The 24886-nt window shown below is 70.2% G+C and carries 17 protein-coding genes; 4 read left to right on the top strand and 13 right to left on the bottom strand.

The window, feature by feature from the left end; genetic code table 11:
- Nucleotides 1-24: 24 nt before the first annotated feature.
- From ACWDR4_RS27835 to ACWDR4_RS27825, 3 genes are all read right to left on the bottom strand, one after another.
- The gene (locus tag ACWDR4_RS27835) at nt 25-1239 is read right to left on the bottom strand and encodes an MFS transporter (protein WP_450412753.1); all 1215 of its coding nucleotides are present in this window, start codon (nt 1237-1239) and stop codon (nt 25-27) included.
- Nucleotides 1240-1386: 147 nt separating this feature from the next.
- Entirely contained in the window at nt 1387-1995 is a 609-nt protein-coding gene (locus ACWDR4_RS27830; protein WP_450412751.1) for a hypothetical protein, read from the bottom strand.
- Entirely contained in the window at nt 1943-2833 is an 891-nt protein-coding gene (locus tag ACWDR4_RS27825; protein WP_450412749.1) for an ATP-binding protein, read from the bottom strand. Before ACWDR4_RS27825 ends, ACWDR4_RS27830 begins: the two co-directional genes overlap by 53 nt.
- A 293-nt stretch (nt 2834-3126) precedes the next feature.
- Here ACWDR4_RS27825 and ACWDR4_RS27820 point away from each other — a divergent pair, with 293 nt between their 5' ends.
- From ACWDR4_RS27820 to ACWDR4_RS27810, 3 genes are all read left to right on the top strand, one after another.
- Complete coding sequence (locus tag ACWDR4_RS27820) at nt 3127-4002, top strand: helix-turn-helix domain-containing protein (RefSeq protein ID WP_450412747.1); 876 nt, start codon at nt 3127-3129, stop codon at nt 4000-4002.
- Nucleotide 4003: 1 nt separating this feature from the next.
- The gene (locus ACWDR4_RS27815; protein ID WP_450412745.1) at nt 4004-4288 is read left to right on the top strand and encodes a DUF397 domain-containing protein; all 285 of its coding nucleotides are present in this window, start codon (nt 4004-4006) and stop codon (nt 4286-4288) included.
- A gap of 66 nt (nt 4289-4354) precedes the next feature.
- Nucleotides 4355-5170: an SAM-dependent methyltransferase gene (locus ACWDR4_RS27810; protein ID WP_450412743.1), complete on the top strand. Its 816-nt coding sequence runs from the start codon at nt 4355-4357 to the stop codon at nt 5168-5170.
- 26 nt (nt 5171-5196) lie between these two features.
- Here the strand turns inward: ACWDR4_RS27810 and fxsT (ACWDR4_RS27805) are convergent, their stop codons facing one another.
- From fxsT (ACWDR4_RS27805) to ACWDR4_RS27760, 10 genes are all read right to left on the bottom strand, one after another.
- On the bottom strand, nt 5197-9066 hold the full coding sequence (fxsT, locus tag ACWDR4_RS27805) for an FxSxx-COOH system tetratricopeptide repeat protein (protein WP_450412741.1): 3870 nt from the start codon (nt 9064-9066) through the stop codon (nt 5197-5199).
- A 31-nt stretch (nt 9067-9097) separates the two neighbouring features.
- Nucleotides 9098-10087, bottom strand: coding sequence for a hypothetical protein (locus tag ACWDR4_RS27800; protein ID WP_450412739.1), 990 nt, complete (start codon nt 10085-10087; stop codon nt 9098-9100).
- 4 nt (nt 10088-10091) lie between these two features.
- Nucleotides 10092-11081 (bottom strand): AAA family ATPase, encoded by a 990-nt coding sequence (locus ACWDR4_RS27795; RefSeq protein ID WP_450412737.1) that lies wholly within the window; start codon nt 11079-11081, stop codon nt 10092-10094.
- A 5-nt stretch (nt 11082-11086) separates the two neighbouring features.
- On the bottom strand, nt 11087-12391 hold the full coding sequence (locus ACWDR4_RS27790; protein ID WP_450412826.1) for a toll/interleukin-1 receptor domain-containing protein: 1305 nt from the start codon (nt 12389-12391) through the stop codon (nt 11087-11089).
- Between the two features lie 57 nt (nt 12392-12448).
- Nucleotides 12449-13663: an FxsB family cyclophane-forming radical SAM/SPASM peptide maturase gene (locus tag ACWDR4_RS27785; RefSeq protein ID WP_450412735.1), complete on the bottom strand. Its 1215-nt coding sequence runs from the start codon at nt 13661-13663 to the stop codon at nt 12449-12451.
- Between the two features lie 364 nt (nt 13664-14027).
- Entirely contained in the window at nt 14028-16979 is a 2952-nt protein-coding gene (fxsT, locus tag ACWDR4_RS27780) for an FxSxx-COOH system tetratricopeptide repeat protein (protein ID WP_450412733.1), read from the bottom strand.
- 111 nt (nt 16980-17090) lie between these two features.
- Nucleotides 17091-18374, bottom strand: a complete 1284-nt coding sequence (locus tag ACWDR4_RS27775; protein WP_450412731.1) for an FxsB family cyclophane-forming radical SAM/SPASM peptide maturase — start codon at nt 18372-18374, stop codon at nt 17091-17093.
- 122 nt (nt 18375-18496) lie between these two features.
- Nucleotides 18497-18673: a YxD-tail cyclophane-containing RiPP peptide gene (locus ACWDR4_RS27770; RefSeq protein ID WP_450412729.1), complete on the bottom strand. Its 177-nt coding sequence runs from the start codon at nt 18671-18673 to the stop codon at nt 18497-18499.
- A gap of 110 nt (nt 18674-18783) precedes the next feature.
- A complete protein-coding gene (locus ACWDR4_RS27765; RefSeq protein WP_450412727.1) occupies nt 18784-22263 on the bottom strand; it encodes an SAV_2336 N-terminal domain-related protein in 3480 nt (1159 codons plus the stop codon).
- Between the two features lie 32 nt (nt 22264-22295).
- Nucleotides 22296-23360 (bottom strand): AAA family ATPase, encoded by a 1065-nt coding sequence (locus ACWDR4_RS27760; RefSeq protein ID WP_450412725.1) that lies wholly within the window; start codon nt 23358-23360, stop codon nt 22296-22298.
- Between the two features lie 356 nt (nt 23361-23716).
- Here ACWDR4_RS27760 and ACWDR4_RS27755 point away from each other — a divergent pair, with 356 nt between their 5' ends.
- Nucleotides 23717-24736, top strand: a complete 1020-nt coding sequence (locus tag ACWDR4_RS27755; protein WP_450412723.1) for a substrate-binding domain-containing protein — start codon at nt 23717-23719, stop codon at nt 24734-24736.
- Nucleotides 24737-24886 lie beyond the last annotated feature (150 nt).

Below are 24886 nucleotides of genomic sequence, written 5' to 3'. Positions count from 1 at the left end.
GAGCGAGGGTGCTGAGAGGGGGATTCAGTGGGCCCGAGTCGCCCGGATCAGCCAGGCCGTGGCCGCCAGACACAGCGCCGAGACCCCGCCGAGGAGCAGCGGCACGGCCCGTACGCCGGACCACTCGATGGCCTTGCCGAGCACCGGTCCGGCGGCCACTCCCCCGGCCATCGACGCGGCGATGACCACGGCACCGGCCCTCCGGGCGCGCGGGGCGGCCCGGTTCAGCCAGGGGAGCCCGGTGGGGAAGATCGGCGCGATGAAGAGGCCGACGCCCGCGTAGGCGTAGGGGGCGAGTCCGGGTATCGCGGCCAGCAGCAGGCAGACGGTCATACCGGCGCAGGACACCGCGATGATCGACTGGGCTGAGTAGCGCAGGGCGAGCGGCGCGACCAGGAAACGGCCGATCGTCATCATCAGCCAGTACACGGAGGTGGCCGTGGCGGCGGCTCCGGCGCCGTATCCGACCGTCTCCAGGTGTGTCGGCTCCCAGCCGCCGACGCCCGCCTCGATGCCGACGTGCAGGACATAGAGGGTGACGAAGACACCGAGTACGGAGCCCAGGCTGCGGGCGAGCACCTGCCCTCCGGGGGCGCCGGACTCGGGTGCGGGGGTCGACTGCGGTACGTGTTCCCGTACGCCCCGAAGGCACAGCAGCAGGGGCAGGTTGGCGAGGGAAAAGGCGAGGAAAACGGCCGGATAGTGCTCCGAGCCGACCGCGCCGATCAGCGCCGGGCCGAGGATCGCGCCGATGCCGAAGTGGGCGTTGAGGATGTTCAGCATCGCCGTCGAACGGTTGCCGAAGCCGACCGCGAACAGCTGGTTGAGGCCGTAGTCGATACCGCCGAAGCCGAGCCCCGCGAGCAGGGCGGCGGCCAGCGCGGCGGGCCAGTTCGGCGCCAGCGCGAAGCCCGCGGCGCCGACGGCCATCAGGACGTACGAGCTGCCGAGGACACGCCGGTTGCCGATCCGGACGTACAGCCGGTCGAAGAGGAGCACTCCGGCGACCCCGCCGACGAAGTGGGCGCTCAGCCCGAGACCGGCGGCCGACGGGGAGAGCCCGAACTCGTCGCGGAAGGCCGGGATCGCCGGACCGTACAGGGCCTGGAGGGCCCCGATCAGCACGAAGCCGACGCAGGAGGCGACCACGGCGGCGGGGCTGAAGACGGGAGCAGCCGGGTTGCCGGGAGTGCTGTGTCGCTCGGTGACCGTCGGTCGTCCCGTCGGTTGGTCGGTCACGTGGACTCCCGTCACCTGTGGTCGAGAACGCGGCTGACTCGTCCTCGCTCCGGTGCGGGGACGGCATCGATGTTACCGGTAACATTTGTGCCGTCAAGATCCCCCGAGGCCTTTCGCCTCAGGGGATTCGCAAGGGAGTTGGCGGGATCAGCCGCCGGTGCCGAGCGACCAGCTCGGAACGCTGCCGGCCAGTCGGCAGGCGAGGAAGTACAGCGGTATCGGCGGGGTGTACGGAGAGCCGTCCTCGGGGCTGTGGATCAGCCGGGGCCGGACGGACGGGGACGCCGGTCGGGTCCGGGTCCAGGACGGGTCGGCGAGCTGGGCGCCGATCGCGTAGCGGGTGCTCGGCGGCCAGGTGACTCCGACGTGGGAGCCGGACGGCACGATCCACCACCAGCGCTGGTCGTCGGCGAAGACACAGCCGACGCGGGGCAGGCTGTCCATGATCCGCTGCCCGTGCTCACGGGGCGTCCCGACGGCGTCGCAGCCGAGCGCGGCGGTCGCCGCGAGGTTTTGTCGGTTCGCTGCGGCGCCGTCGTGGCTGGTCGCGCAGTTCCCCGCGCCCCTTTGGGGCGCTGCCGAACCGTGGCGGATATCACCGGGGGCGTCAGGGATGCCGAGGCGCTCACGCCGGGACTTTGTTGCGGGAGGTGCGTAGAACGGCGGGAGCGTGAGGTGGGTGACCGGGCCGAGCGGGCGCGGGTCAGGAACGGGAGTACGGGGGGTGGTGCGGCGCTGCTGTTCCATACGGTCCATGTGAGGCGGTTCCTTCGGCCGAGTGGGGGACGGGCCGGGTGCGGTGCGGGGCCGGCGGCTGCCAGGGAGCCGGTGCTGCGACCTGTGCCGCGTGGGCGGCGGGTGGCGTCGGGGGTAAGACGGGGTCGGGTCTGACCGGTGCCGGGGCGTCGGGCGCGGCAGGTGGGGCGGGGGGCTCGGCGGTCACGGAGGTCGTGCTCTCGGCAGGAGCAGAGGTCTCGCCGGAAGCTGAGCCCGAGCCGGAGGGCGAGCCCGAACCGGGGGGCGAAGTCGAGGTCGAGGTCGAGGCGGAGGGCGAGCCCGAGCCGGGGGACGATGCCGCGACGGAGGGTGATGCCGCCGGGCCAGTAGTGGCGTCCGTCACCTCCGCTTCCTCTAGCGGGAGTTCGGCCCAGACAATGCGTCCGGAGCCGTGCGGGGCGTCGCGGACGCCCCAGTCGCTGCTCAGCATGCCGACCAGCAGGAGTCCGCGTCCGCACTGTTCGTCGGGGCCGGGTATGCGCTGGGCCGGCAGGGTCCCGCCGCGGTTCTCGTCCTCGACCTCGATGTGCAGCCGCCCGGCGGACAGACGCAGCCGGCACACGACGCGCTCGCTGGCGGTGTGGGTGAGGGCGTTGGTGACGAGTTCGGAAGTCATCAGGAGGACGTTGTCGGTGGTGTCGGCGCCGACGCCCCAGGTGTCGAGCAGGTCGCGCACCTTCCGGCGGGCCGCGCCCACGGAGACGGGCGTCGCGGGCAGAGCGAACATGCCCGACTGCGGAGAGTACTTGGAGGGGCCGCCGGCGAGCCTGTCCCTGGGCAGTCGGCCGAGTGGCTGGGGGAGGGAGGGCGGAGCCATCGCCGTTCGCCTTTCGTCTGCCTGCGCACCCTGGCCGGTGCGACGCCACCCCGACGCGAGCCACGAGTAGGTCAACCCGCGTCGAATAAGCGCAGGTTGCAGCCCCTTCTCCCCCAACAGGGCCATTCAGACTCGTCGTTCACCGTTTCCGGGAAGGTACGAACACTGTGACACCTGACAACAACGGCTCGCAACCAGCAAGTTGAAATTTGCAATTCGTGCGGTGCATGCTGCTCCCGTCGAAAGATGATCGTGACAGACTGCGACCCTGAGCCCGGTGTGAGGGGGTAGGTGTGACCGCGGAGACCGACTGGGGTGGCGCCCCCTCCGTCCTGCGCATGATCCTCGGCAGACAGATGGAGGAGCTGCGGACGCGCGCCGGCCTCACGTACGAGGACGCGGGTGTGGCGATCGGTGTCAGCCACTCCACGATCCGCAGGATGGAAGCCGCCAAGGTGGCCCGGCTCCGCCTGCCGGACGTCGAGAAACTGCTGCAGACGTACGGGGTGACGGACCAGCAGGAGATCGACACGTTCCTCAAGTCGGTCCGCGAGGCCAACAAACGCGGCTGGTGGCACAACTACCGGGACGTACTGCCCGACTGGTTCGCCGCGTATCTGAGCCTGGAACAGGCCGCGTTGCAGATCCGTGCGTACGAATCGCAGTTCGTGCCGGGTCTGTTCCAGACGGCGGACTACGCGCGTGCACTGCTGGGGGCCGGCAATCCGCACGCCTCGTCGGAGGCGACGGACCGCCGGGTGGCACTGCGCCTGCGACGCCAGGAGTTGCTCACGCGCGAGTCGCCGCCGCGCGTGTGGATCGTGATGGACGAGACCGTGCTGCGGTGGCCGGTCGGCGGTCCGGAGGTGATGCGCGCGCAGATCGACCATCTGATCGCGATGAACGAGCTGCCTCATGTGACCTTGCAGATCATGCCGTTCGGCAACGGTCCGCATCCCGCGATGCGGGCCGGAGCGTTCCATCTCTTCCGTTTCAGGGCACCCGAGCTGCCGGACATCGTCTATCTGAGCGGTCTGGTCGGCGCGGTGTATCTCGACAAGGCCGACGATGTCGTCGTCTATCGCGAGGCTCTGGACCGGTTGGGCGCGCAGTCGGCGCCCGCCAGAAAGACCGAGGCCATCCTCGGTGCGATTCGCAAGGAGCTCTGACATGCACCACCCCACACACCCCCACCACCCGAACACCCACTCCAGTCACTCCCACCACCCCGTACGCAATGGCATGCCCGCACGTGAACTCGGCGCCCGGGGCTGGTCGAAGCCGTGGAGCGACGACGCGGGCGGCGCCTGCGTCGAAGTGATGAAGCTCGCCGACGGCCGGGTCGCCGTCCGGCAGTCCACCGATCCCGACAGCCCGGCCCTGGTCTTCACCCCGCGCGAGATGACGAGTTTTCTGGCCGGTGTGAAGGCGGGTGCAGCAGACTTCCTGCTCTGATCAACCGAACTGCTTTGCTTCTACTGAGACTTGACTCAGACTCACGACCTGAATGGGAGGGGCGGCGTGCCCGACAACGGATGGCCGGCCGACCGGATCGACACGGAGAACGCACACTCCGCGCGGATCTACGACTACATCCTCGGCGGTAAGGACTACTACCCCGCCGACAAGGAAGCGGGCGACGCCATGTCGCACGAGTGGCCCGCCCTGCCGATCCACATGAAGGCCAACCGCGACTGGATGAACCGCGCGGTGGCCTACCTGGCCAAGGAAGTGGGCATTCGCCAGTTCCTCGACATAGGCACCGGCATCCCGACCTCGCCCAACCTGCACGAGATCGCCCAGTCGGTGGCGCCCGAGTCCCGGGTGGTCTACGTCGACAACGACCCGATCGTCCTCACCCTCTCCCAGGGGCTGCTGGCCAGCACGCCCGAGGGCAGGACGGCGTACATCGAGGCCGACTTCCAGCACCCGGAGGCCATCCTCGACTCCCCCGACTTCCGCGAGACCCTCGACCTGACCAAGCCGGTCGCGCTCACGGTGATCGCGATCGTCCACTTCGTCCTGGACGAGGACGACGCGGTGGGCATCGTCCGCCGCCTCCTCGACCCCCTCCCCTCCGGCAGCTACCTGGCGATGTCCATCGGCACCGCCGAGTTCGCCCCGGAGGAGGTGGGCCGGGTCGCCCGCGAGTACAAGGCCCGCAACATGCCGATGCGCCTGCGTACGTTCCCGGAGGCCGAGGAGTTCTTCGAGGGCCTGGAGCTGATCGAGCCGGGCATCGTCCAGGTCCACAAGTGGCACCCGGACGAGACGAGCGGCGAGGGGATCAGGGACGAGGACATCGCGATGTACGGGGCGGTGGCTCGGAAGCCGTAACGGTAGCTGTGACCCGGTGACCGCAGTCACTCAGGCTGCGGTTCGAAGTCCCAGTAGGGCCGTTCACCCTGGCGCACCGCCAGGGTGAACGGGCTGTCCGCCCCCAGCGCCTCGACGAGCTGCCCGAGCGTCTCCCGCTCCAGGCGGTCGGCGGCATCGGTCTGCCGCAGCGAGCGCAGGTCGGCCGCGAGTGCCGCCTTGCCCATCAGGGTGAGAGGATGCGCGCTGCCCACCGCCCGCGCCGACCGTGCCATGCAGTCGCGGCTGTAACCGGCGGCCCCCTCAGGGTCCCCCACAAGGCTGCGCGCTCCAGCGACATTCAGCGAACAGCCCAGCGTCCAGGGGTGGTCGGCGCCCATCGCGGCGGTCATCCCGCGCAGTGCGCGCTCGGCGATGCGGAGCGCCTCGTCCCGGTCCCCCGACTCCCAGAGCGTCAGACCGACATTGCCCGCAGTGCCCACGGAGAAGGGGTGGGCGTTGCCCAGCAGGTCCGCGTAGTCGCCGGCGACCCGGTCGGCGAGGGTCCAGGAGCGGTCCAGGTCGCGGTGTTCGCGGAGCAGGGAGGCGTAGTCGGCGGCGACGAAGAGGGCTTGGGGGTGGCGGGGGCCGTAGAGCTGGCGGGCGAGGTCGACGACCTCACGCATGTTCCGCTCGGCTAGGGGCAGTTGGCCGGAGCGGCGCAGGCACAGGGCCAGGTTGTGTTCGGCGACCATCGGGTTGACGCCGTAACGGCCCATGAGTTGGTGGTAGTCGCTCAGGTTTGCCTCTTGCCGGACGAGAGCCTCCCCGTAGTGGCCTAGGAGGCGCAGCGTCCAGCAGCAGCGCAGTTCGTTGTAGAGCGTTCGGTAGTGTCTGTGGCCCAGTTCTTCCCGCAGCCGCTCGACTATCGAGGTGTACGACTTCAGCGATTCGTCGTAACGCCCGAGCAGGCCCAGCACGTTGGCGAGGTTGGACAGGGTCTGCCTGCTCCGGACTCTCCTGACTCCGTACACCGCCGTCTCGACCCGAACGATGTCCTCGCACAGCTCGTACGCCTCGCGATACGCCCCCAACGCCACCAGGGTTCCGCCCAACCCGTTCTTGGCGCGCAGCAGTTCGTGGTCCTCGGCCTGCCGCCGTGCCGACAGCCGATCGACGACTGTCCGCCCCACGGCCTCCGCCTCCCGGTAACGCCCCATCCGCCGGAGCATGTTCGCGTGCTGGTGGGTGAGGATGAGCATCTCGCTGCTGTCCGGCGGCATCCGGCTGTGCCATCGCGCGATGGCCAGTTCGCACAGCCGTAGACCTGTGCGTGCCTCACCACGGCCGCGCAGGTACTCGACACAGTTCAGGACCAGTCGTGACACCGCGTCCCGGGTACTGTCCAACGCTCCGGAGATCTCCAGATGCGGAATCAACTCGGCGTAGCGCGACCATGTCCGGGTGTCGAGCGGGTCGCCCGGATCGGCAGCCGCCAGCACACCACACGCGACCTGCGAGTACAGATCCCGCTCGTCCTCGCTGAGGCCGTCCCTCAGCAGGGAGTGGTAGAAGTGGTGCACCTCGGCCCGCTCGACCCCGTCCTCGCCGAACACCAGTCGCACCGCCGACGTCTCCGCCAGCATCAGCAGCGCCCCGTCCCATGCCTGGCGGTCGGGAGCCAGGGCCGCGATGCGCGGCGCCAGGCCGGCCGGATACTCCGTCCGCAGCAGCCGTACGGGGACGGAGTCCGGCGAGAAGCAGGTGAAGAGTCCGAGTAGTTCGACAGCCACCGGATGGCGTCGCTGAAGCGACTCCAGCGTGATCGACCAACTGCTCTCCAGCGCCCGCGGATACTCGGCCGCATCGCCGACCCCGCCCGGGTGCTCCAGCCTGGCCGAGTGACCGTTGTGGACGAGTTCCAGGTACTCGGCGACGGGCATGGGGTGGGCGTCCAGCCAGGCCGCTGTGTGGGACAGCAGCAGCGGCAGGTCCTGCACGGCTTCCGCGAGCAGATCGGCCTCGGCGAGGTTCAGCCGGGGGGCGCGACTCCTCGTGTACGCGATCGACTCCGCGCGGGAGAAGGTGGGTACGTCGATGCGGTGGACGCGGTCGTTGTCGGCCCAGGCGCGGCTGTTGGAGGTGATGAGGACGTGCCCCACACCCTCTGGGAGCAGGTCCTCGATCTCGGTCATGTCGTCGGCACGGTCCAGCACCAGCAGCCAGCGGTGGTGCGGCTGTCCGATGCGCAGCGCCGCCTGGACCGCGCGGATCCGGTTGCCGATCCCCTGCCCGGCGGTGAGGCCCAACTTCGGTGCGAGTTCGGAGAGTTGCTCGCGGGCCGTGCCCTGGAAGCCGGCGCTGATCCACCACACGACGTCGTACTCGTTGCCGTACCGGTGGACGTACTCGGTGGCCGTCTGCGTCTTGCCCGTCCCGGACGGGCCGAGCAGCACACAGCGGTGGCGGTCGGCCGCACCGGGTTCCGGGCCGGGGGCGAGCAGGGTCTGCCGTATCCGGGCGAGCAGTGTTTCCCGCCCGGTGAACCGGGGGTTGCGGTGCGGGGCGTTGGAGACGGCGGGTGCGGTGCCGGGGAACCGCGGATCGACGGTTCGGCGGTCGTCGCTTCCGGTGCCGGTCTCCGTCAGCGGCGTACCGAGGAGGGCGAACAGGCGGCGTACGGCCTCGCGTTGGTCGACTCCGCGCAGGTCGGCCAGGGGCAACGCCCCGACGGCGGCGGGCCGTTCGCCCGCGCCGACGAGCACTGCCGCCAGCTGCCCCGGCCAGTCGGCGGCGGCTTCGGGCAGGGCCGCGTTCCATTCGGCGTCTCCGCGCCCGCCGAGCCGGCAGTCGGTGTCCCCCAGCACGAGCAGTGTCCGCCCCGGTCCACGCAGCAGTTCACCGAGTTCGTCCCACAGCATCCGCCCGGGGTCCGGGTGCCATGTCACCGCCGTCACGCCGAACCCCGCGTCCTCCGCCTGGTCGGCGACCCAGGTGCCCCAGGCCTGGCTGGCACCGGTGTGGGCGACGGTGATCCGCCGGTCGGGTTCGGCGGACCTCCGCGCCCGCGCCGGTTGTTCGAGTACGGGGCTGGGGGCGGGCAGGGCGTACACGGCGCCGTCGGCCGCGAGCAGTTGCACCGGCCCCCAGCCGACGCGCTCGGTGACAGTGGTGCCCCGGCTCGCCAGCAGGGTGCGGGGCAGCGGGTCGTCGAGCAGGTCCAGCACTCTGGGGTCGGTGTCCGGAACCTCGATGGTGAACCCGCCCACACCGTCGGCCCGTTCACCGAGCAGCAGATCCGGCCCGTACCGGCGTACCCGGAGCGCGACACGGGGCAACCGGGCCGCGATCAGCCCGATGTCGGTGACCGAGAGGCGTTCCGGAAGCTCGGGACGCAGGGTCACGCCGGACAGCCGGGCGCTGGTGACCGTGGCGAGCTGCCAGGCGGTGGTGGTACGGCGGACCGGCTCGGGCAGCCGCGGCCAGGCACCGGCGAACCAGCGGGCGACCCCGTCCCGACCCTGCTCGACCAGGGCCCGCAGGGCGGGCTTCAGCGCGCGTTCGATTGCCAGGTCGGCGCCCGCACCGTCCCGGATCGCGAGCCAGGTCGCCCACTCCTCGGCGAACAGCGCCGGCGAACGGTTCTTGTGCAGCCGTTCGATCACGGACCACAGGGTGTGCACGGGTGCCCCGGACGGTGAACCGGCGAGCCGGTCGGCGAGTTCGGCACGCAGCGACGGCAACAGGTCGCCGCGGAGCGAGACGTAGCCGTACCCGCGCCGCTCCACAAGGTTCCCGAACCACAGGTCGACCTCGGCCGAGACATCGAGCAGCGGCGCCACCGTGATGCGTACCGCACGCATCAGCTCGGGCTCGATGCGGCTCGCGACGCTGAGCAGGACGGCGAGTTCATGGCCCTGGCGGGCCGGGGGGCTCATGGGGGACCACCCGCGCCGCTTCCCCGGAACCTCATCGCAGCCCTCCGACAACCCGCCCGACGGTGGTCCCCCGGTCCCAGGCCACCACCCGTAACCGGGACTGCCACCAGGCGGGCCAGAGCCGTTCGGGAAGCGGCACGAGGGCGACCGTGTCGCAGCCGTGCTGCCTGATCCGGAGCAGGATCTCCCGCCATTCGCGTTCGGTGCCGCGGTGCGGGTCGAACACCGGGCCGATCCTGCCCAGGCCGGACAGCAGGAGTACCCGCGTGCCGTGCTGGGGTGGCTGGTAGGGCCGCCAGGTGCCGCGCGGGCCCGCGCCGACGCCTCGGGACGGGCAGTCGGCGAAGCGCAGCACCCGGGTTCCGGCGACGCCGACGAGGCTGCGGACCTGTTCGATGACGTCCTCGACATCCCGGGCGAAGGGTTCCATGGAGGCGGAGATGTCGGCGAGGATCTGCACTCCGTAGCGCAGGGTCGGCAGCGGACGGCGCGGGATCTCCGCGAGAGGCAGCCCACGAGCCATGTGGTCGGCGGCCCGCTCGACGTCCAGGTCTCCCTCCGGCGTGACCCGGGCCAGCGCGGCATGGAGTACGGCGGCGGTGGAGCGGGGGGCCAGCAGCGGAAGGTGCGACGGTGCACCGGCCTCCGCGGCGGGCGTGGACCGGGGCGCGGGGAGCGGGTCGACGGCCCAGCCGGTGCGGCGCGGCGGCCGGTGGCCCACGGGCACGAGCAGCGTGGACTCCTCGTCGGCCACTGTCCGTCGGGGGGCGCCGGACGGCTCGGCGTACGGCTCCGGCTCGCCGTCTCCCGTCAGGCCGGCCCGCCCCGGGTCGGTGGGCGGGGGCGGGAGGTCCGTGACGTCTCTCGGCGGTTCGGCGACGGGCAGGGGCTCGCCGCCCGGGCCGAGGCCGAGCAGCGCGGCCACCCGCTCCCACCCCGCCTGATCGGTCATGCCGAGCGTGGTGGCGGCCCGGGCCACGTCGCCCAGCCAGATCTCCCGCGTCACCGGCCTCATCGACATGACATCACCACTCGTCTCCCGCGATCTGCTGACGCTTGATCAGAACGCAGTTCTTCAGCCATTCCCAGCGCTCGCTGCCAAGAGGAATACCGAGCGTGAGGCAGGCACGCAGCGCGTCCAGGAACTCGGCGGTACTGGGCTCCCGCAGCCCGATCGTCATCGCCTGTTCCCGCACCTTGCCCAGCTCCACTGCCAGCGCCTCCGCCAGCCGCAGCTCAGCGTCGCCGACGCTCCCGTGCCAGGTCTTCATGTGCTCCTCGGCGATCCTGACCAGGCTCGGCACATCGTGGTCGGGCAGGGACTCCACGACGCACCGCCGCAGAAACGCCTGCGGCAACTCGCGCTCGTCATTGGTCGTGATGACGACGAGATGCCGGGCGAACCGTGGGTCGATGTCCCCGGTCGGCGGCTCCAGACCCACCTCGGCACCGGTCTCCACCACGGTGAACCGATGCGAACCCAGCGGCACCAGAAGGCTGTTGGGCACGTCCGGGTCGGCCTTGTCGATCTCGTCGATGAGTACGACGGCATGGTCGGGACTACGGCCCGCGTTGATGTCGGCGGAGGGGTCCATACACTCACCCCCGACGACTGCCTGGCCGACGGCCCGTCCCCGACGGCGCGCCGACTGCGGTGCCAGCGCCCACCACAGCACTCCCGGCTCCACATAGGAGGCGTCGTCGAGCCCGACCGCCCCCTTCCTGTAGGCCTGTGCGTCGGCGAGCCGACGGACGCTGTCGTAGCGCCACAACAGCTCCGTCGACCGAGTGGCATAGGTGATCACATGGTCGTAGTAACGCCATCCGCGCTGCCGGGCGATGAAGGGCGCGAGCGACGACTTACCGGAGCCCGGCCTGCCGCGCAGCAGCAACGGCCGCCCCGTGGCGAGCGCCACCATCACCGCTTCCTCGATCCGCGGTGACATCACATAGATCTCGCCGTCCCCCCGGTCAGGACTGCGGAACCACTCCCCGGGGCTCTGGTGTCCGGCCATCGGGCTCATCCCCTCCCCCTGGTGCGGCCCGGCCGGCCGTCGTCCCCGCCCCGGCCGTGACCCCAGTCGTTGAGCATCCCGTACGCGACTCTGATCGCGATGCGTTCGTCGTCGGCCCCGAACTCCGGGACGAGCAGCGAGGCCTCGGCGAGCCGCCCCGGTCTCGGTTCGTCGTCGGTCAGTTCGTCTCTCGGGATGAGAAGTATGTGCAGCCATGGAATCTGCCCGTGCAGCCAGTCGACCACCCGTTCCGCCTCTTCCAGGGAACAGTGCTCGGCGAAGACGACCGCATACGTGTCGCAGTCCGGCAGTTGCGGGGCGCTGGCCAGCGGTTCCCGGTCCGTCATTCCGAACCGCGCCCGTATGGTCCGCTCGCACCGGTACCGCAGCTCCTCCTCCGGGTCCTCCTCGCCCGGGGGCGGCGCCATCACCACGATGGGCGTGTACCGGCTGTGGTCCATGCAGAAGGCCCGCCCGAGGTAGTACTCCCCGGTGTCCGGGTTCCGGACGTTGAGGACCACGGTCCGGGGTACGTCCCCCTCGTCGTCCGGCAGGACGCGCCGGGCCGAGGTGGGGTCGATCCAGACGGGCAGCACCAGATGGACGAGCTGGTCGAGGGCGGTGCTGTCCATGTGCCGGGCGATCTCGGCAACGGCGTTGCGCAGCCGTACGGCGTCATGGGTGTGCAGCATCTGCGCGGCGAGGAACCCACAGCTGACGTCACTCACCGGGGCTCCCGCCAGATGCCGGTCGTGCAGCCCGAGCGCCCGCCCCATGCTGGCGAGCCGGCTCATCGTCCGTACCTGGCTCAACTGTGCGGTGATGTCCTCGGCCCAGCGCTGTACGGGGTCGTCGTCATCGGACTGCGGCGGCAGCGGCGGGAACGCCCGTACGATCGCCGCGGCGGCGTCGACGGGATCCGGCGGTTCCTTCTCGCCCGCGCCGGTCACCGGCTGCACGAGCTGAAGGGACATCAGATCCTCGAAACGGGCTCCCCGCATGTCCTCCGGCGTCACGTCTCCGACCGGCGCGGGCAGCACGAAGAACGAACGGTTGAAGTGGTGCCGCCACATCAGGATGTCGACTTCCCGGTGCACCCAGTCCGACGCCAGCGCCGCCCTGTTGAGCAGGACGACGGCGGCCTGGCACTCCAACAGCCACTCGTACAGCCGTGGATGCCACTTCTCCCCCGGCAACAGTCCCTCGGCGTCGACGAGAACGTCGTATCCGCGCTCCCGCAGCCCGTGTACGACCTGTAAGCGCACCTCTGTGGCATAGGTGTCGCCGCGCGCGCTGTGGCTGATGAACACCTTGCTCAATCCCCCGCCCCCTCAGGTCCCCCGCCCTAGAGGGATTCTGACGGCGGTTCAGGCCTCCCGCAATCGTGCGTCACCGACCGCCGAACTGAGCCGCTGGGCAATGTGCCTGATCAGATGTTCGAGGTCGGTGCAGTAGACGGAGGGATTCAGGAAACCGGTGTCGGTCCGGAAGCGGTGGGCGTAGTTGCCACCGCCGCACACCTGAACCAGGGCACACTCCTGACACTCGGCCGAGAGCGCGGCCAGCCCCAGCTGACGGGCGGCGATGCCGGGGTGGTCGAGTGCCTGGTCGAAGGCGTGCCGGAATACGTCGAGCCCGGTGACCGGAGCACCGGCGTACGTGGTCTTGAGCGAGTCGACCTGCTCGATCGCCCCGTCGGTGTCGACGACGACCGCCACCACGGGCGAGGTGCCGACCGCCTCGGTACCGCTGGGCAGCCCCATGAGCAGCCCGATCACTTCGGTGAACAGCCGGATGGTCGTCCGCATGCGCTCGGCGTCAAACCATTGGTCGAATACGGCCGCGAGCCACTCTCCGTACGGAGCCGGAGCACCCGTACTCGGCGGCAGGGCAGACCAGTTGGCGTGCGGGAGAAGCAGATCCAGACTCGGCGGCTCGAACTCCAGGAGCGACTCGTAGACCTCGATGGGATCCGTCGCGGGATCGATGGTGCAGAGGATTCCGGCGTACGTGTCCGGGTACCGCGCGAGGACACGTAACCCCCGGGTGGCAGCGGGCCAGGCGGGACGCCCCCGCCGGTCGACACGCCGGCTGTTGTGCCGGGCGAGCCCACCGTCGAGGCTGACACCGATCTTGATCCCGGCGTCGGCGAGTTCCGTGACAACGGCGTCGGTGAGAAGGGTCGCGTTCGTCTGCATGGAGACGTGCACCCGGCACACGTCCTCGCCGGCCTTCTCGGCAACGGCCCGCCGCACAGCGGTGACGTACCGCACGAGGGGCCCCGGACCGGACAGCAGCGGCTCACCGCCGTGGAGGTTGACGTGCACATCACGCAGCCCGTGGGCGGCGGCATGCTCGGCGATACGCCGGGCAGCCGCGTCCACGACGTCCTCGGGCACGACACGGGGACGTTCGCGCCAGCTCTGGTCGGGGCCTTCGTAGACGTAGCAGTAGGCGCAGGCGAGATTGCAGCGACTGTGGACCTTCAGCACGAACTGCTGGAACGGGGTGGGGCTGACGCCCGCCGCATGCCGGACCGCCTCGACGTCGAGCCCTTGCGCGGGCCAGAAAGGCGGTGCCACCGTCACCGGCGGGGGAGGCGGGACGGCTGCTCCGGCGAGATGTAAGGGGAGTCCTCGTAGAACGCGCATCGGGCCGGCTCTCCGGCCCGCCGCATCAGTGTCTCCGCCACCGCCACGAGAACGGGTCGCGTCGCGCCCGCGGCCAACATGGCCAGATCCCGACCGGCGAAACTCGGCAACAGCTGGGAATTGCGACGCTGGGCGCTGAACGAAGGCGCCACGCCCCGAGGAACAGGCAAGCCTTCTCCAGGTGAGATAAAGACACGCGGGCGGACCCGCGCGTGTGACGGGCGTGACGGTAGCAGTTTCGGCGACGGTGTGTCACATGACATGCGACACAAGTGAATCGGTCACCCCGGATCGGTCACGTCAGCTGCGGCTCGAAGTCCCAGTACGGCCTGTCCCGCCGACCTACCGCCTTGGTGTGCGGATGGCTGGAACCGTACTTCTCCGTGAGCTGACGCAGGGCCTCCCTCTCCAGCCTCTCGGCTTCCGGGCCACGCCGCAGCAGCCTCAGGTCCGCGGACAGCGCCGCCTTGCAGGACAGCGTCATCGGGTGGCCCTCGCCCAGTACCCGCTTGGCCTGTGCGAGTGTCTGGCCACTGAGTTGCACGGCACCTTCCTCATCTCCTGCGAGGCTGCGCGCTCCGGAGAGATTCAGAGCACAACCGAGGGTCCAGGGGTGGTCCGGACCGACGGCATCGGTCATCCCGCTCAAAGTCTCCTCAGCGATCTGCCGGGCTTCCTCGCGCTCGCCGTACTTCCACAGGACCAGGCCGATGTTGCCCGTCGTACCAATGGTGAACGGGTGGGCCGGCCCGACCAGGTCTCGATACCCCTTGGCCACCTCACCGGCCCGAGCGTGGGCCTGGGCCAGGTCACCGTGCTCGCGCAGGAAGGCGGCGTAGTCCGCCTGTGCGTGGAGGGTGTCGGAGTGACGGGAGCCGTGCTTGAGGAGACTGCGTTCCACGACGCGCCGCATACGGTCACCGGCCTGTGCCAGGTCACCCGCGCGGCGAAGACACAGCGCGAGACTGTGCTCCGCGAGGAGAGTGTTCGGGTGCCATTTGTCCGCGCTCTCCCAGAAGCCGAGATTGCGTTCCTGGCGGGACCTCGCCTCCTCGTACTGCCCAAGGAGACGGAGAGACCAAGCGTAGTAAAGGCCCGAGAGCAGCGTCTGCGAATGGGACTCGCCCAGTTCCGAGCGCCGCATCTTCAGGGTCTCTCGGTGCAGGTCAGCCGCCCGTTGGTACTCCCCCCGCAGCGCCAGCGTGATCCCGAGGTTGGTGAGCAAGGACGAGTTCGCGACCCCACTGGCAGAGGACTCGAACAGGTCGTAGGCGTCGTCATAAGACCCCAGGGCATTCAGCGTGCCGCCCAGGCCGTACTTCGCACGCACCAACTCGGGGTCGTCGGCTGCCCTGACCCGACTCAGTCTGTCCACGACCGCACGCCCCACGGCCTCGGCCTCACGGAATCGTCCGACTCGACGCAGCATGTTGGCGTGCTGGAAGGTCAGCTTGAGCATGTCGGGGTCGTCCGGTTCCAAACGGCTGCGCCAACGAGCCAGAGTCTGTTCGCACAGGGCGAGCCCGTCACGGCCCTCACCGCGCGCTCTCAGGTAGTCGACGCAATTGAGGACCAGTGCGCGCACTACCGGCCTGCTGCTGTCGAGTGCCCCGGACGTCTCCAATTGTGCGAGCAAACCGGCGTACTTGGGCCATTCGGTGGCCTCACCCGGATCCCGCGGGTCGGCACCGGACAGCACTTCGCACGCGAAAAAGGACATCGATTCCCGTCGCTCCTCCGGAAGCGTGCTGGTCAGAAAGCTGTGGTAGAGCCGGTGCATGGTCGCACCGGCCACCACGGGTTCATCCTCCGACGAGCTGTCGTAAGTAAGTTGCACCGCGGTCGACTCGGACAACCGCTGCAATGCCGAATACCAGCGGATCGGATCGGCCGCGAGCGAGGCGAGATGGTCGGGCAGGTCCGCCGGATGAGATTTCTGGACCAGGCGCACGGGAATGCCGTCCGGGGAGAAGAGCGCGAACAGTCGCAGGAGTTCGGATGCCTCCGGATAGTTCGTCTCCAACGTGTTGAGAGTTATTGACCAGCTGGTCTGGAACCCCATGGGGTAGTCGTCCGAGATACGGATGCCGATCTGGTTGGCCCCACCCTTGCGGACCAGTTCGATGTAGTCCTTGGCGGGCATTCTGTTGGTGTCCAGCCATGCGGCCGTCTGTGCCAGCAGCAGGGGCAGATCCTGTACGGCGTCCGCCAGTTGGTCGGCTTCCTGCTCAGTGAGGCGCGGGGCGCGGCGACGCACGTAGGCGACCGACTCCTCGCGGATGAACGGCAGGACGGGAATCTCGGAAAGCCTGCCCGACGTGGCCCAGTCCTGGGTCAGTGTGGTGACGAGGACGTGCCCGTTGCCTTCGGGCAGCAGATCCTCGACCTGGGACATGTCGTCCGCACTGTCGAAGATCACCAACCAGCGGCGGTGCGGTTTGCCGGTACGCAGTGCCTCGTGCACGGCGCGGATCCGCTCCCCCGGTTCCGCGCCGACCCAGAGGTCCAACCGGGGTGCGAGGTCGGCGAACTGTTCGCGGGCGGTGGCCCGGAATCCGGCGTTGACCCACCACACCACGTCGTAGTCGTTGCCGAACCGGTGGGCGTATTCGATCGCGATCTGGCTCTTCCCCACGCCTGAGATTCCACGGAGCGCGACCCGTGAAGTGCCGTCTCCGGATCGGTTCAGCAGAGAGTGGAGTTCGTCCAGCGCACCGTCCCGGCCGGTGAAGCGCAGGTTCCGTCGAGGAATATTGACCACTGACGGAGGATCGTTGGGGAATCGCGGCGCATTGTCGTTGCTCTGGGGTGCGCCCGCAGTCGGCAGTTCCAGCCGGACCAGGATCCGCCGCCGTGCCTCACTGGAATCCAAGTCACGCAGGTCGACGGGTTGCAGGCGCTCACCGCCGGGCGGAATGGCTCGGGTGGCCACGCTGACCGCGGTGAACCGGTCCTTGTACTCCGGGACGACTTCGCGCAGAGCCACGCTCCACTGTTCGTCGCTGCGCGGCCCCAGATTGAAGTACCAGTCGTCCAGGACGAGCAGTATCCGCCCGGACGCGTCCAACAGGCCGCGCAAGGCCTCCGCCAGCGACATGCTGACGGGCGGGTCCCACCGCAACAGTGTCGTCCGATGGCCCAGTTGCTCCAATTGGTACGCAATCCAGGTGGCCCAAGGCCGGTTGAATCCCGCAAAGCTGATCACATAGTGGCCGTGCGATCCGACTCCCCCGCGCCCGTGCCCCATGCAACCACTCCTCATATTCGAAAGATGATCCAAATAATCACACCGACAATATTCACCTAGGGCGAGATGACACGCCCACAATTCCTCTGCGCAGCACCCTCAACCGATATTTCATCCGTTTGGCAACTGTTCCGTCCTGAGCAGGTCGTCCAACCTCGCCGCAACATGTCTGATCAGACGTTCGAGGTCCCTGCAATAAACCGTCGGATGGCGAAAACCACTGCCCTCCCGGTAACGATGCGCGTAATTTCCGCCGCCACAGACACGCATCACCGGGCAGGAACGGCACACGGCCGCAAGAGCCGCCTCACCTAGTTGACGCGCGGCGACGCCGGGGTGGTCCAGAACCTCGTCGAACGAGTTCCGGAAGACGTCGAGCCCCGTCAGGACCGCCCCTTCGTACGCCTGCTTCAGCGAATCAAGCTGTTCGATGGCGCCGTCGGTCTCCACCACGACAGCGCCCGTGGGTGACAGTCCGACCGCTTCCGTGGCGCTGAAACCGCCCAGCAGCAAGGCGACGATCTCCATGAAGAGCCGGATACGCGGCGGTCGCTCGGAACCTCGGCTGTCCCACCACAGGTCGAACACTGTGGCCAGCCAATCGCCGTACGGTGTCGCGCCACGGCTTCCGACCCTGGCGGCCTCGGGCGCGCGCACCGGCAGTCCGGGCGGCGGGGACGACCAGTTCGCGTGGGGCAGCAGAAGGTCGAGAGAGGGAGGGCGCAGCGCGACAAGTGAGCGGTAGACCGCGATCGGATCCTGATCGAGGTCGATGGTGCAGAGCAGCCCGGCATACGACTGTGGATGCCGGGCGAGCAGTCCGGCCGCCTTCTCCACGGCCGGCCAGGACGAACGGCCCGCGTGATCGACGCGACGCCGGTTGAGTTCGGGCGCCCCGCCGTCAAGGCTGAGGCCGACCCGGATCCCGGCCTCCGCCAGCCTGAACAGGACCCGCTCGGTCAGCAGGGTGCCATTGGTCTGAACGGTCGCCCGTGCCGCGCAGGCGGCGGGAACGGCGGCACGGATCTCCGTCACGTACTCCAGCAGGATGTCCGGACCCGAGAGCAGGGGCTCGCCACCATGAAAATCGACCCGGACATCGCGCAGCCCGTGCGCCACGACATGCTCGGCTATCCGGTGAGCAGTGCGGCGCATCACGTGGGGGGCCACCCGGGGCGGGTGATCACGCCAGGAGCCGTCGGAGCCGTGGTAGACGTAACAGTATGAACATGACAAATTGCAGCGGCTGTGCACTTTCAGCGTGAACTGGCGCAGCGGCACCGGACGAAGCCCCAGGTGGCGCAGGTGCGCAACGTCGAGTATCGCCAAGGGCCAGGGGGCGGGTTCGGGATTGCAGACGACGCCTCCGGCACAGCCCTGCGACAACGTAGGCATGCGTCCCCCTCCCTGCCTGGGTCGTGCATGCCCGCGCGGGGACCACGGAAAACGATCACGGATGCAAGTGACCGGAACAGAGCGTCGTAGCCCTATTCGGTTCCGTCGTCAGTCAACTGTGATCATGGCGCGTCGTCGTAATACGCCACTGTCCGGGCAGGCCTCTTCGCCAGCATCGCAAGCACCTCCGTCAACACGGAATGGCCGTTCCCCTCCGGCAGTTCCTCCCACACAACCTTTGTGAGATCCGGAAGAGGCTCATCCCACCCAGTCGGCTCACCGGTCGCAGGATTCGACACGCTGCGCTCCTCCCCAGGCACGTCGGCCCTCGGCAAATACCCGTGCGGGCAATACACGGAAACCTTTCTTCTGGGCTCTCCTGCCCAGCGTGGCCGAAAAAACGAGCCAATCAGGCCGAACCCCGGGCGGTACCGGCTGTGCGGACGGTCAGGGCGCGCATCCGTTCCAGGGTCGTGCGGGCCTGGGGGTGCTGGTCGTCGCCCGCCGCCTGCCAGTTGGCCCAGGCGGCGCGATACGCGTCGAGGGCGCTGGCCGGGCCCGCCGTGCGTTCCAGGACCGTTCCTCTCCGGTGCTGGGCGCGGGCGCAGAGGAGGAGTTCGCCCGCGGCCTCGGCGGCAGTCGCCGCGCGACGGTAGGACTCGGCGGCCCGGTCCTCGTACGCCGTCGTGGCGTTCTGCGGGCGGGCCAGGGCCCGCAGTGCGTCGCCGCGTTCCAACCAGGCGAGGGCCTCCGTGCCGGCATCCTGGCCGGCCATGGCGCCCCGGGCCGCGCGGGCCAGGATCCACTCGGCCTCATGGAGGTCGGTGAGCGAGCCGCCCGCCCGCTGATGCAGGATCAGGGCACGTCCGAAGAGAAGTCTGCGGGCCGGCAGCCGCGGGTCGCTCTCAGGGGTCTGGGCGAGGGCGGCGCGCAGGACTCGTACGGCGTCCGTGGCAACAGCCACGTCGTCGTTGTGCCCCGCCTTGCTCAGCAGCGCACCGCCCCGCGCCGCCAACAACTCCGGGCGCCGTGGATCATCAGTACTCAACTGCGCCTGCGCTCGCGCGAAATACCCGTCGGCGATGTCCAGTTCGGCCGGTTCGGCGCCGCGGGTCCAGCGGGCGGTGTGGGCCTCGGCCAGCCGCCACAGGGCGCGCAGCCTCAACTCGCCCGTGTGCGCGCCTGTTCCGGCGGCCCGCAGCGCCTCTTCCAAGGCGCCGACAACTCCCTCCGCGCCCTGATTCCCCGTCACGACCGCCCGGGCCGCGGCCAGTTCGAGCCGCGCCCGGCAGACGACCCCCGGCGGTTCCCCCGCGCGCTCCGCCGACTCCGCGGCCGACTCGAAGTCCGCCGCCGCCTGGACGGCGAGCGCCCGTGCCTCGTCGGCCGAGTCGCGTTCGCGCGCGTTGGCGTACAGCTCCGTCAGCAGCCCGCCGCGCGCCAGCAACGCCGTGCCGGGCAGGGGGTGTTCGCCCGGCCAGCCCTCCAGCAGGGCGTCGAGCCGCACCTGGGCCCCGTACAGCAGTCGTCGGTCGCCGAGGAGCCGGTAGCGGGCGCGGACCACCTCGACGACGTGGAGCAGGACATCGAGCAGGGGGCCCGGCTCGGAGCGGAGGAGGGCGTAGGCGCGCTCCAGGCTCTCGGCCGCCTCGGCCAGTGTCCGGGCCCTCGCCTCGTCGTCGGGCTCGGTCGCCGCGCGGGCCCGGAGGACCCTGCCGAGGACGAGGTGCGCGCGGGCCGACGGCGAGCCGGCGGGGTCCGCCGCCGTGCGGACGGTGTCCTCGGCCTCCCGCAGCACCGCGCGGTCCCGGTGGATGTCCCAGAGGCCGAGCAGACACTCGGCGAGGAGTGCCGCCGTCTCCGCGCCGGGCGCAGTCGCACGCAGGATGCGTACGGCGTCCCAGAGGTCGCGGATGCCGCCCTGGCGTTCGTAGCGGGTGAGGCGGGTACGGGCCAGCCGGAGGACCCGTGATTGCGACTGCGACCGGTTAGTCGGGGTGTTTGAGGCGTCAGAGGCGATCGAGGTGTTCTCGACGTATCCCGGCTGGAATCTGCGCAGCACCCTGCGGGGTACGTCCGCGAAGGGCTGCGGGACCGGGCGGTCAGGTGTCTCCTCGGTGTCGTCCGGGCGGCCGGTCCCGGCCCGGACGGCCGTGCCCGACAGGTGGCCGACCACCACCGCAGGGAAGTTCCGGGCGCGGGCTCCCCACACCCGTTCCAGATAGCGCGAGCACTGCTCCAGCACCGCGCGGGCCTCGTCCAGCTCCAGTCTGCGAAGCAGTAAGTCCCTTACGCCCGGGGCAAATTCGTACCAGGGACCGGGGCCGTCGCTCTCGTCCGCCACCTCCACCAGCAGGTCGCTGAAGAGCACCTCGGCCAGTTCGACCGGGCCGGTTCCGGGCAGCAGGGCTCGCTGTACGACTTGCATCACGGGGTACGCCAGTGGCGCCGCCGAGAGGTAGACCGCGAGGCGGCGGGCGGCCGGGGAGGCGGCGGCGCGGAAGTTCTCGACCAGCTGTTCCGGGGTGCGGTCGGGGCGGGGAGCGGGTGCCGTTCCCGTGTCCGCGGGCCCGACCAGGGCCACGGAGGCCGTCAGCGCGTCCGCCGAACGTTCCGACAGCAAACGCGCCCAAGCGCCGAGTGCGGCGGGCGTCGGCGGCAGGACCGGGACCGGCAGCGCCCGGCCGTCCCCGGGACCCGGGTCGTGGAACGGCCGGAAGCCGAATGTGCCGCCGGGGCCCGCCGTGCGCCAGAGGGTGCCGGGTTCGGTGGGCAGCAGGGTCTGCGGCCACAGGCGGACGGGCAGTGGCTGTACGACGGCCAGCGGGCCCGTGCGCAGTCGCCGGTGGAGCAGCCGCTGGGCGGCGCCGTGTCGCCACAGCGGACCGGAGCAGTCGCTGAGCAGCAGAGTGACCGTCCGGCCGCTCGGGTCGCGCAGACCGTCCGCCGGGGCGAGCCACTCGCTGCCGCCCGCCCGGCACAGCACACCGACTCCGCCGTCGGGGTGCGGGCGCAGCCGGTGGACGGTCACCGACCGGAAGGCGCCGGACTGTTCGCAGGCGAGGCGCAGTTCCTCCAGGGTGCGTTCCCAGGCGCCCATTGACGGCGAGTCGTCGGCGAGCAGCTGCATCCGGGACTGCCGGCGCCGGTCGGCCCGGAAGACCGGCAGGGCGCAGTCCCCGACGGCGCTCGCCTGCGCGGTGCGGGACTCGTCGAGCACGTCGTCGTTCCGGGGCCGTGGCGGTCCGGTCGGCACCGGCCGGCTCTGGAGGGGGCGCAGGGCGTGCCCCAGGGACAGCAGGCCCGGAAAGGCGGACGCCGTCGGCACGAGGATCTCGGCGCCCGGCGCGTCGTACGTCCGCTCCGCCCGCTGTTCCCGGACCACCGCGAGGAGTTGGGCGGGCAGTGGGCCGTCCGGCGGGTCGGACGGATCCGGCGTGGGGCCACTCTCCCCTGGAGGTGAGCCGCCCGGGGCATCCTCCCCGCCACCACCCACAGCACCCCCCGAACCCGCCTCGGCCATCCGCCCCGCCAGCCAGAGCGCGTCGGCAAGTTCAGTGGCCCCCGTCCTGACCCCCGCCTCCCCCAGACGCCGGACCAGCGAACCCAGCGGGTCCAGCGACCCCGACGACCTCAGCGACCCCGACAGGTCCGGCGGCTCCGGCGACCCCCGCGTGCCCAGCTGGTCCGGCAACCCCAGTGGCTCCGGCAGGTCCGGCGGCTCCAGCGACCCCCGCGTGCCCAACTGGTCCGGCGCCCCCGGCGACCCCAGCTGATCCGGAGACCCCGACGGGCTCAGCGGGCCCAGCTCCGACAGCCCCGGCATGCCCAACTCGTCCGGAGACCCCGACGGGTCCGGCGACCCCGGCGCCCCCGGCAGGTCCGGCACCCCCGACCGCTCCACCGACCCCCCGCCCCCGCTCACCTCGCCGGCCGATTCAACGGACGCATGAGTTGTTCGGCGAGGTGGGCGCGGGTGCCTGGTTCCTCGTCCTGGGCGTGGCGGGTGAGGTAGATGGCGTTGAGGAGCTGGTCGGCCGCCCGTTGTTCGCCGGGCCTGCGTTCCAGGAACCGGGCGATGACGTCGGCGTGCTGGTCGGCCGCGTCCTCGCCGAAGTGGGCGCGGACCATGGCGGCGAGCCGGTCCTCGTCCGGGGGCTCCAGGTGGAGGTGGACGCAACGCCTCAACAACGGTAAAGGGAAGTCCCGTTCACCGTTGCTCGTGAGGACGATGAAGGGGAAGGCCCGGCAGCGGACCCGACCTTCGTGGACCTCCACGGAGCGCCCGTCGTGGTCGCGGACCCGTACCACCGGGCGGTGTTCGGCGATCCGCTCCAGTTCGGGGACGCCGAACTCGCCCTCCTCCAGGACCCCGAGGAGGTCGTTGGGCAGGTCGATGTCGCTCTTGTCCAGCTCGTCGACGAGGAGTACCCGGGGCCGTGCCGTGGGGAGCAACGCGGTGCCCAGCGGGCCCAGTTGGAGGTAACGGCCGATGCCCTGGGCGAGCAGGTCGGGTGCCTCCGGAGGCAGTTGGCCGGACGTCAGGGGCACCGCCCCGTCCTCCGGCCGGTCTCGCGGGCGGGTGATCTGGAGGTCCTGCAAGCGGCCCAACGCGTCGTATTTGTAGAGGCCGTCGGTGAGTTGGGTACGGCTGACGATGGGCCAGTGCAGGACCCGGCCCAGGCCCAGTTCGTGGGCCACGGCGTGGGCGAGTGTGCTCTTGCCGCTGCCCGGTTCGCCGGTGACGAGCAGCGGGCGGCGCAGGTACAACGCCGCGTTGACCAGCTCCAGTTCGGCCGGGGTCGGCCGGTAGTGCTCGGCGAAGACGCGGCTCTGGCCGAGCCTTCGGGCGGAGACGGTGTCGACGGCGGCCGGCGGCCGGATCAGTGGGCCGCCGTCGAAGCGGCGCCAGGCGGGCGGGTCCGGGAGCCGGTCGACTCCGTCGTGCGGTTGTCCGGTGCCTCGGTAGATCAGCCACTCGTTCACGTCACGCTCCTCGGTGCAGGACGGGCGGGGAGCCTGATCACCGGGGGCACGAAAGGGAACCGGAGGTCCCATTTCCCCTTCCATTCCTCCTCCGCACCGGCAATCCTTCTGACACTACCCAGGACCGACCGAGGGGGATCACACGCGCCGGGCACACCCCGAACCGGCTTGTGGACCCGGTTCCGACTGGTTGCTCACTTGACTACCAGGCGTCACATCCGATTGGCTCCGCCCCAGCGAAAGTCGGACAGTCAGTGCACGTCGACCGACGATCGCGCAGATTTCGCCGTACCCACTCCCCCGCTTCTCCTCTTCTCCTTCCCCTCCTCGGCCGCGCTGCGAGGTGCCGCACTCCCATGAACACACCCCCCGCCTCTTCCGGTTCCGCACGATCCGCCCGTGTCACGGCCGTTGCCGCCGGTGTGGCCGCCGTATGTCTTCTCGCGGCCGGCTGTTCGGGTTCCGGCTCCGACGGGTCGGACTCCGACCAGGGCGCCGCCGGTGCCGGCACCGCCCGGATCAAGGTCGCCCTGATCACCCACGGCGCCAAGGGCGACGCCTTCTGGGAGCGTGTACAGAAGGGCGCGCAGGCCGCCGCAGCCAAGGACAACATCGAACTGACGTACGCGAGCGACCCCGATGCCGCCGCCCAGGCCGCCCTGGTGCGCGACGCGGTCAAGAACAAGGTCGACGGGATCGCCGTCACCCTCGCCAAGCCTGAGGCGATGAAGAGCGCGGTCGCGCAGGCGGAGTCGGCGGGGATACCCGTGGTCGGTCTCAACTCGGGTATCGACGCCTGGCGTTCCGCGGGCCTGACGGCGTTCTTCGGGCAGGACGAGAGGACCGCCGGGCGCGCCCTCGGGGATAAACTGGACACCCTCAAGGTCAAGCACGCCCTCTGCGTCATCCACGAGCAGGGGAACGTCGCCCTGGAGGCGCGCTGCGCCGGGATGAAGAAGACGTTCACCGGCGAGACCGAGAACCTGTACGTGAACGGCACCGACATGGACACGGTGACCGCGGTCGTCGCGGCCCGGCTGAACCAGGACCCGAGCATCGACGAAGTCGTGACGCTGGGCGCGCAGTTCGCGCTCGCGGCGGTGAAGTCGGTGGACGAGTCGGGCAGCAAGGCGAAGATCGCCACGTTCGACCTCAACAACGACATCGTCAACGCGGTCAAGAGCGGTGATGTGCAGTTCGCCGTGGACCAACAGCCCTACCTGCAAGGTTATCTCGCCGTCGACTCGCTCTGGCTGTACAGGACCAACGGCAACTTCAGCGGCGGCGGAGCGGCTCCCGTACTGACCGGGCCCGCCTTCGTCACCAAGCAGAACATCGCCGACGTCGCCAGGTTCGCCGCCAACGGCACCCGCTGAGCCGCCACCCCCTGTACGCGCCGACCGCCCTTCCGCGGGCCCTCCGTATCCCCTTCCGCCTCGCTCCCCAACCCTCCTGCGCGGCAACCGTCGTACAACGGCTGCACCAAGCTTTGGGGGCTCACGGTGCGTACGTTCACTTGTACGGAT

Source organism: Streptomyces sp. NPDC000878 (assembly GCF_053599695.1).
Note: the sequence above shows the minus strand (reverse complement) of the source record. Positions and strands in the feature narration are given on the sequence as shown.

What these genes read in the sequence shown, in the direction of transcription:
- ACWDR4_RS27825 (WP_450412749.1), bottom strand. Translation starts at nt 2,833, where the DNA reads ATGGCTCCGCCCTCCCTCCCCCAGCCACTCGGCCGACTGCCCAGGGAC.
- ACWDR4_RS27795 (WP_450412737.1), bottom strand. Translation starts at nt 11,081, where the DNA reads ATGGCCGGACACCAGAGCCCCGGGGAGTGGTTCCGCAGTCCTGACCGG.
- ACWDR4_RS27830 (WP_450412751.1), bottom strand. Translation starts at nt 1,995, where the DNA reads ATGGACCGTATGGAACAGCAGCGCCGCACCACCCCCCGTACTCCCGTT.
- ACWDR4_RS27775 (WP_450412731.1), bottom strand. Translation starts at nt 18,374, where the DNA reads ATGCCTACGTTGTCGCAGGGCTGTGCCGGAGGCGTCGTCTGCAATCCC.
- ACWDR4_RS27815 (WP_450412745.1), top strand. Translation starts at nt 4,004, where the DNA reads ATGCACCACCCCACACACCCCCACCACCCGAACACCCACTCCAGTCAC.
- ACWDR4_RS27800 (WP_450412739.1), bottom strand. Translation starts at nt 10,087, where the DNA reads ATGTCGATGAGGCCGGTGACGCGGGAGATCTGGCTGGGCGACGTGGCC.
- ACWDR4_RS27755 (WP_450412723.1), top strand. Translation starts at nt 23,717, where the DNA reads ATGAACACACCCCCCGCCTCTTCCGGTTCCGCACGATCCGCCCGTGTC.
- fxsT (WP_450412733.1), bottom strand. Translation starts at nt 16,979, where the DNA reads ATGGGGCACGGGCGCGGGGGAGTCGGATCGCACGGCCACTATGTGATC.
- fxsT (WP_450412741.1), bottom strand. Translation starts at nt 9,066, where the DNA reads ATGAGCCCCCCGGCCCGCCAGGGCCATGAACTCGCCGTCCTGCTCAGC.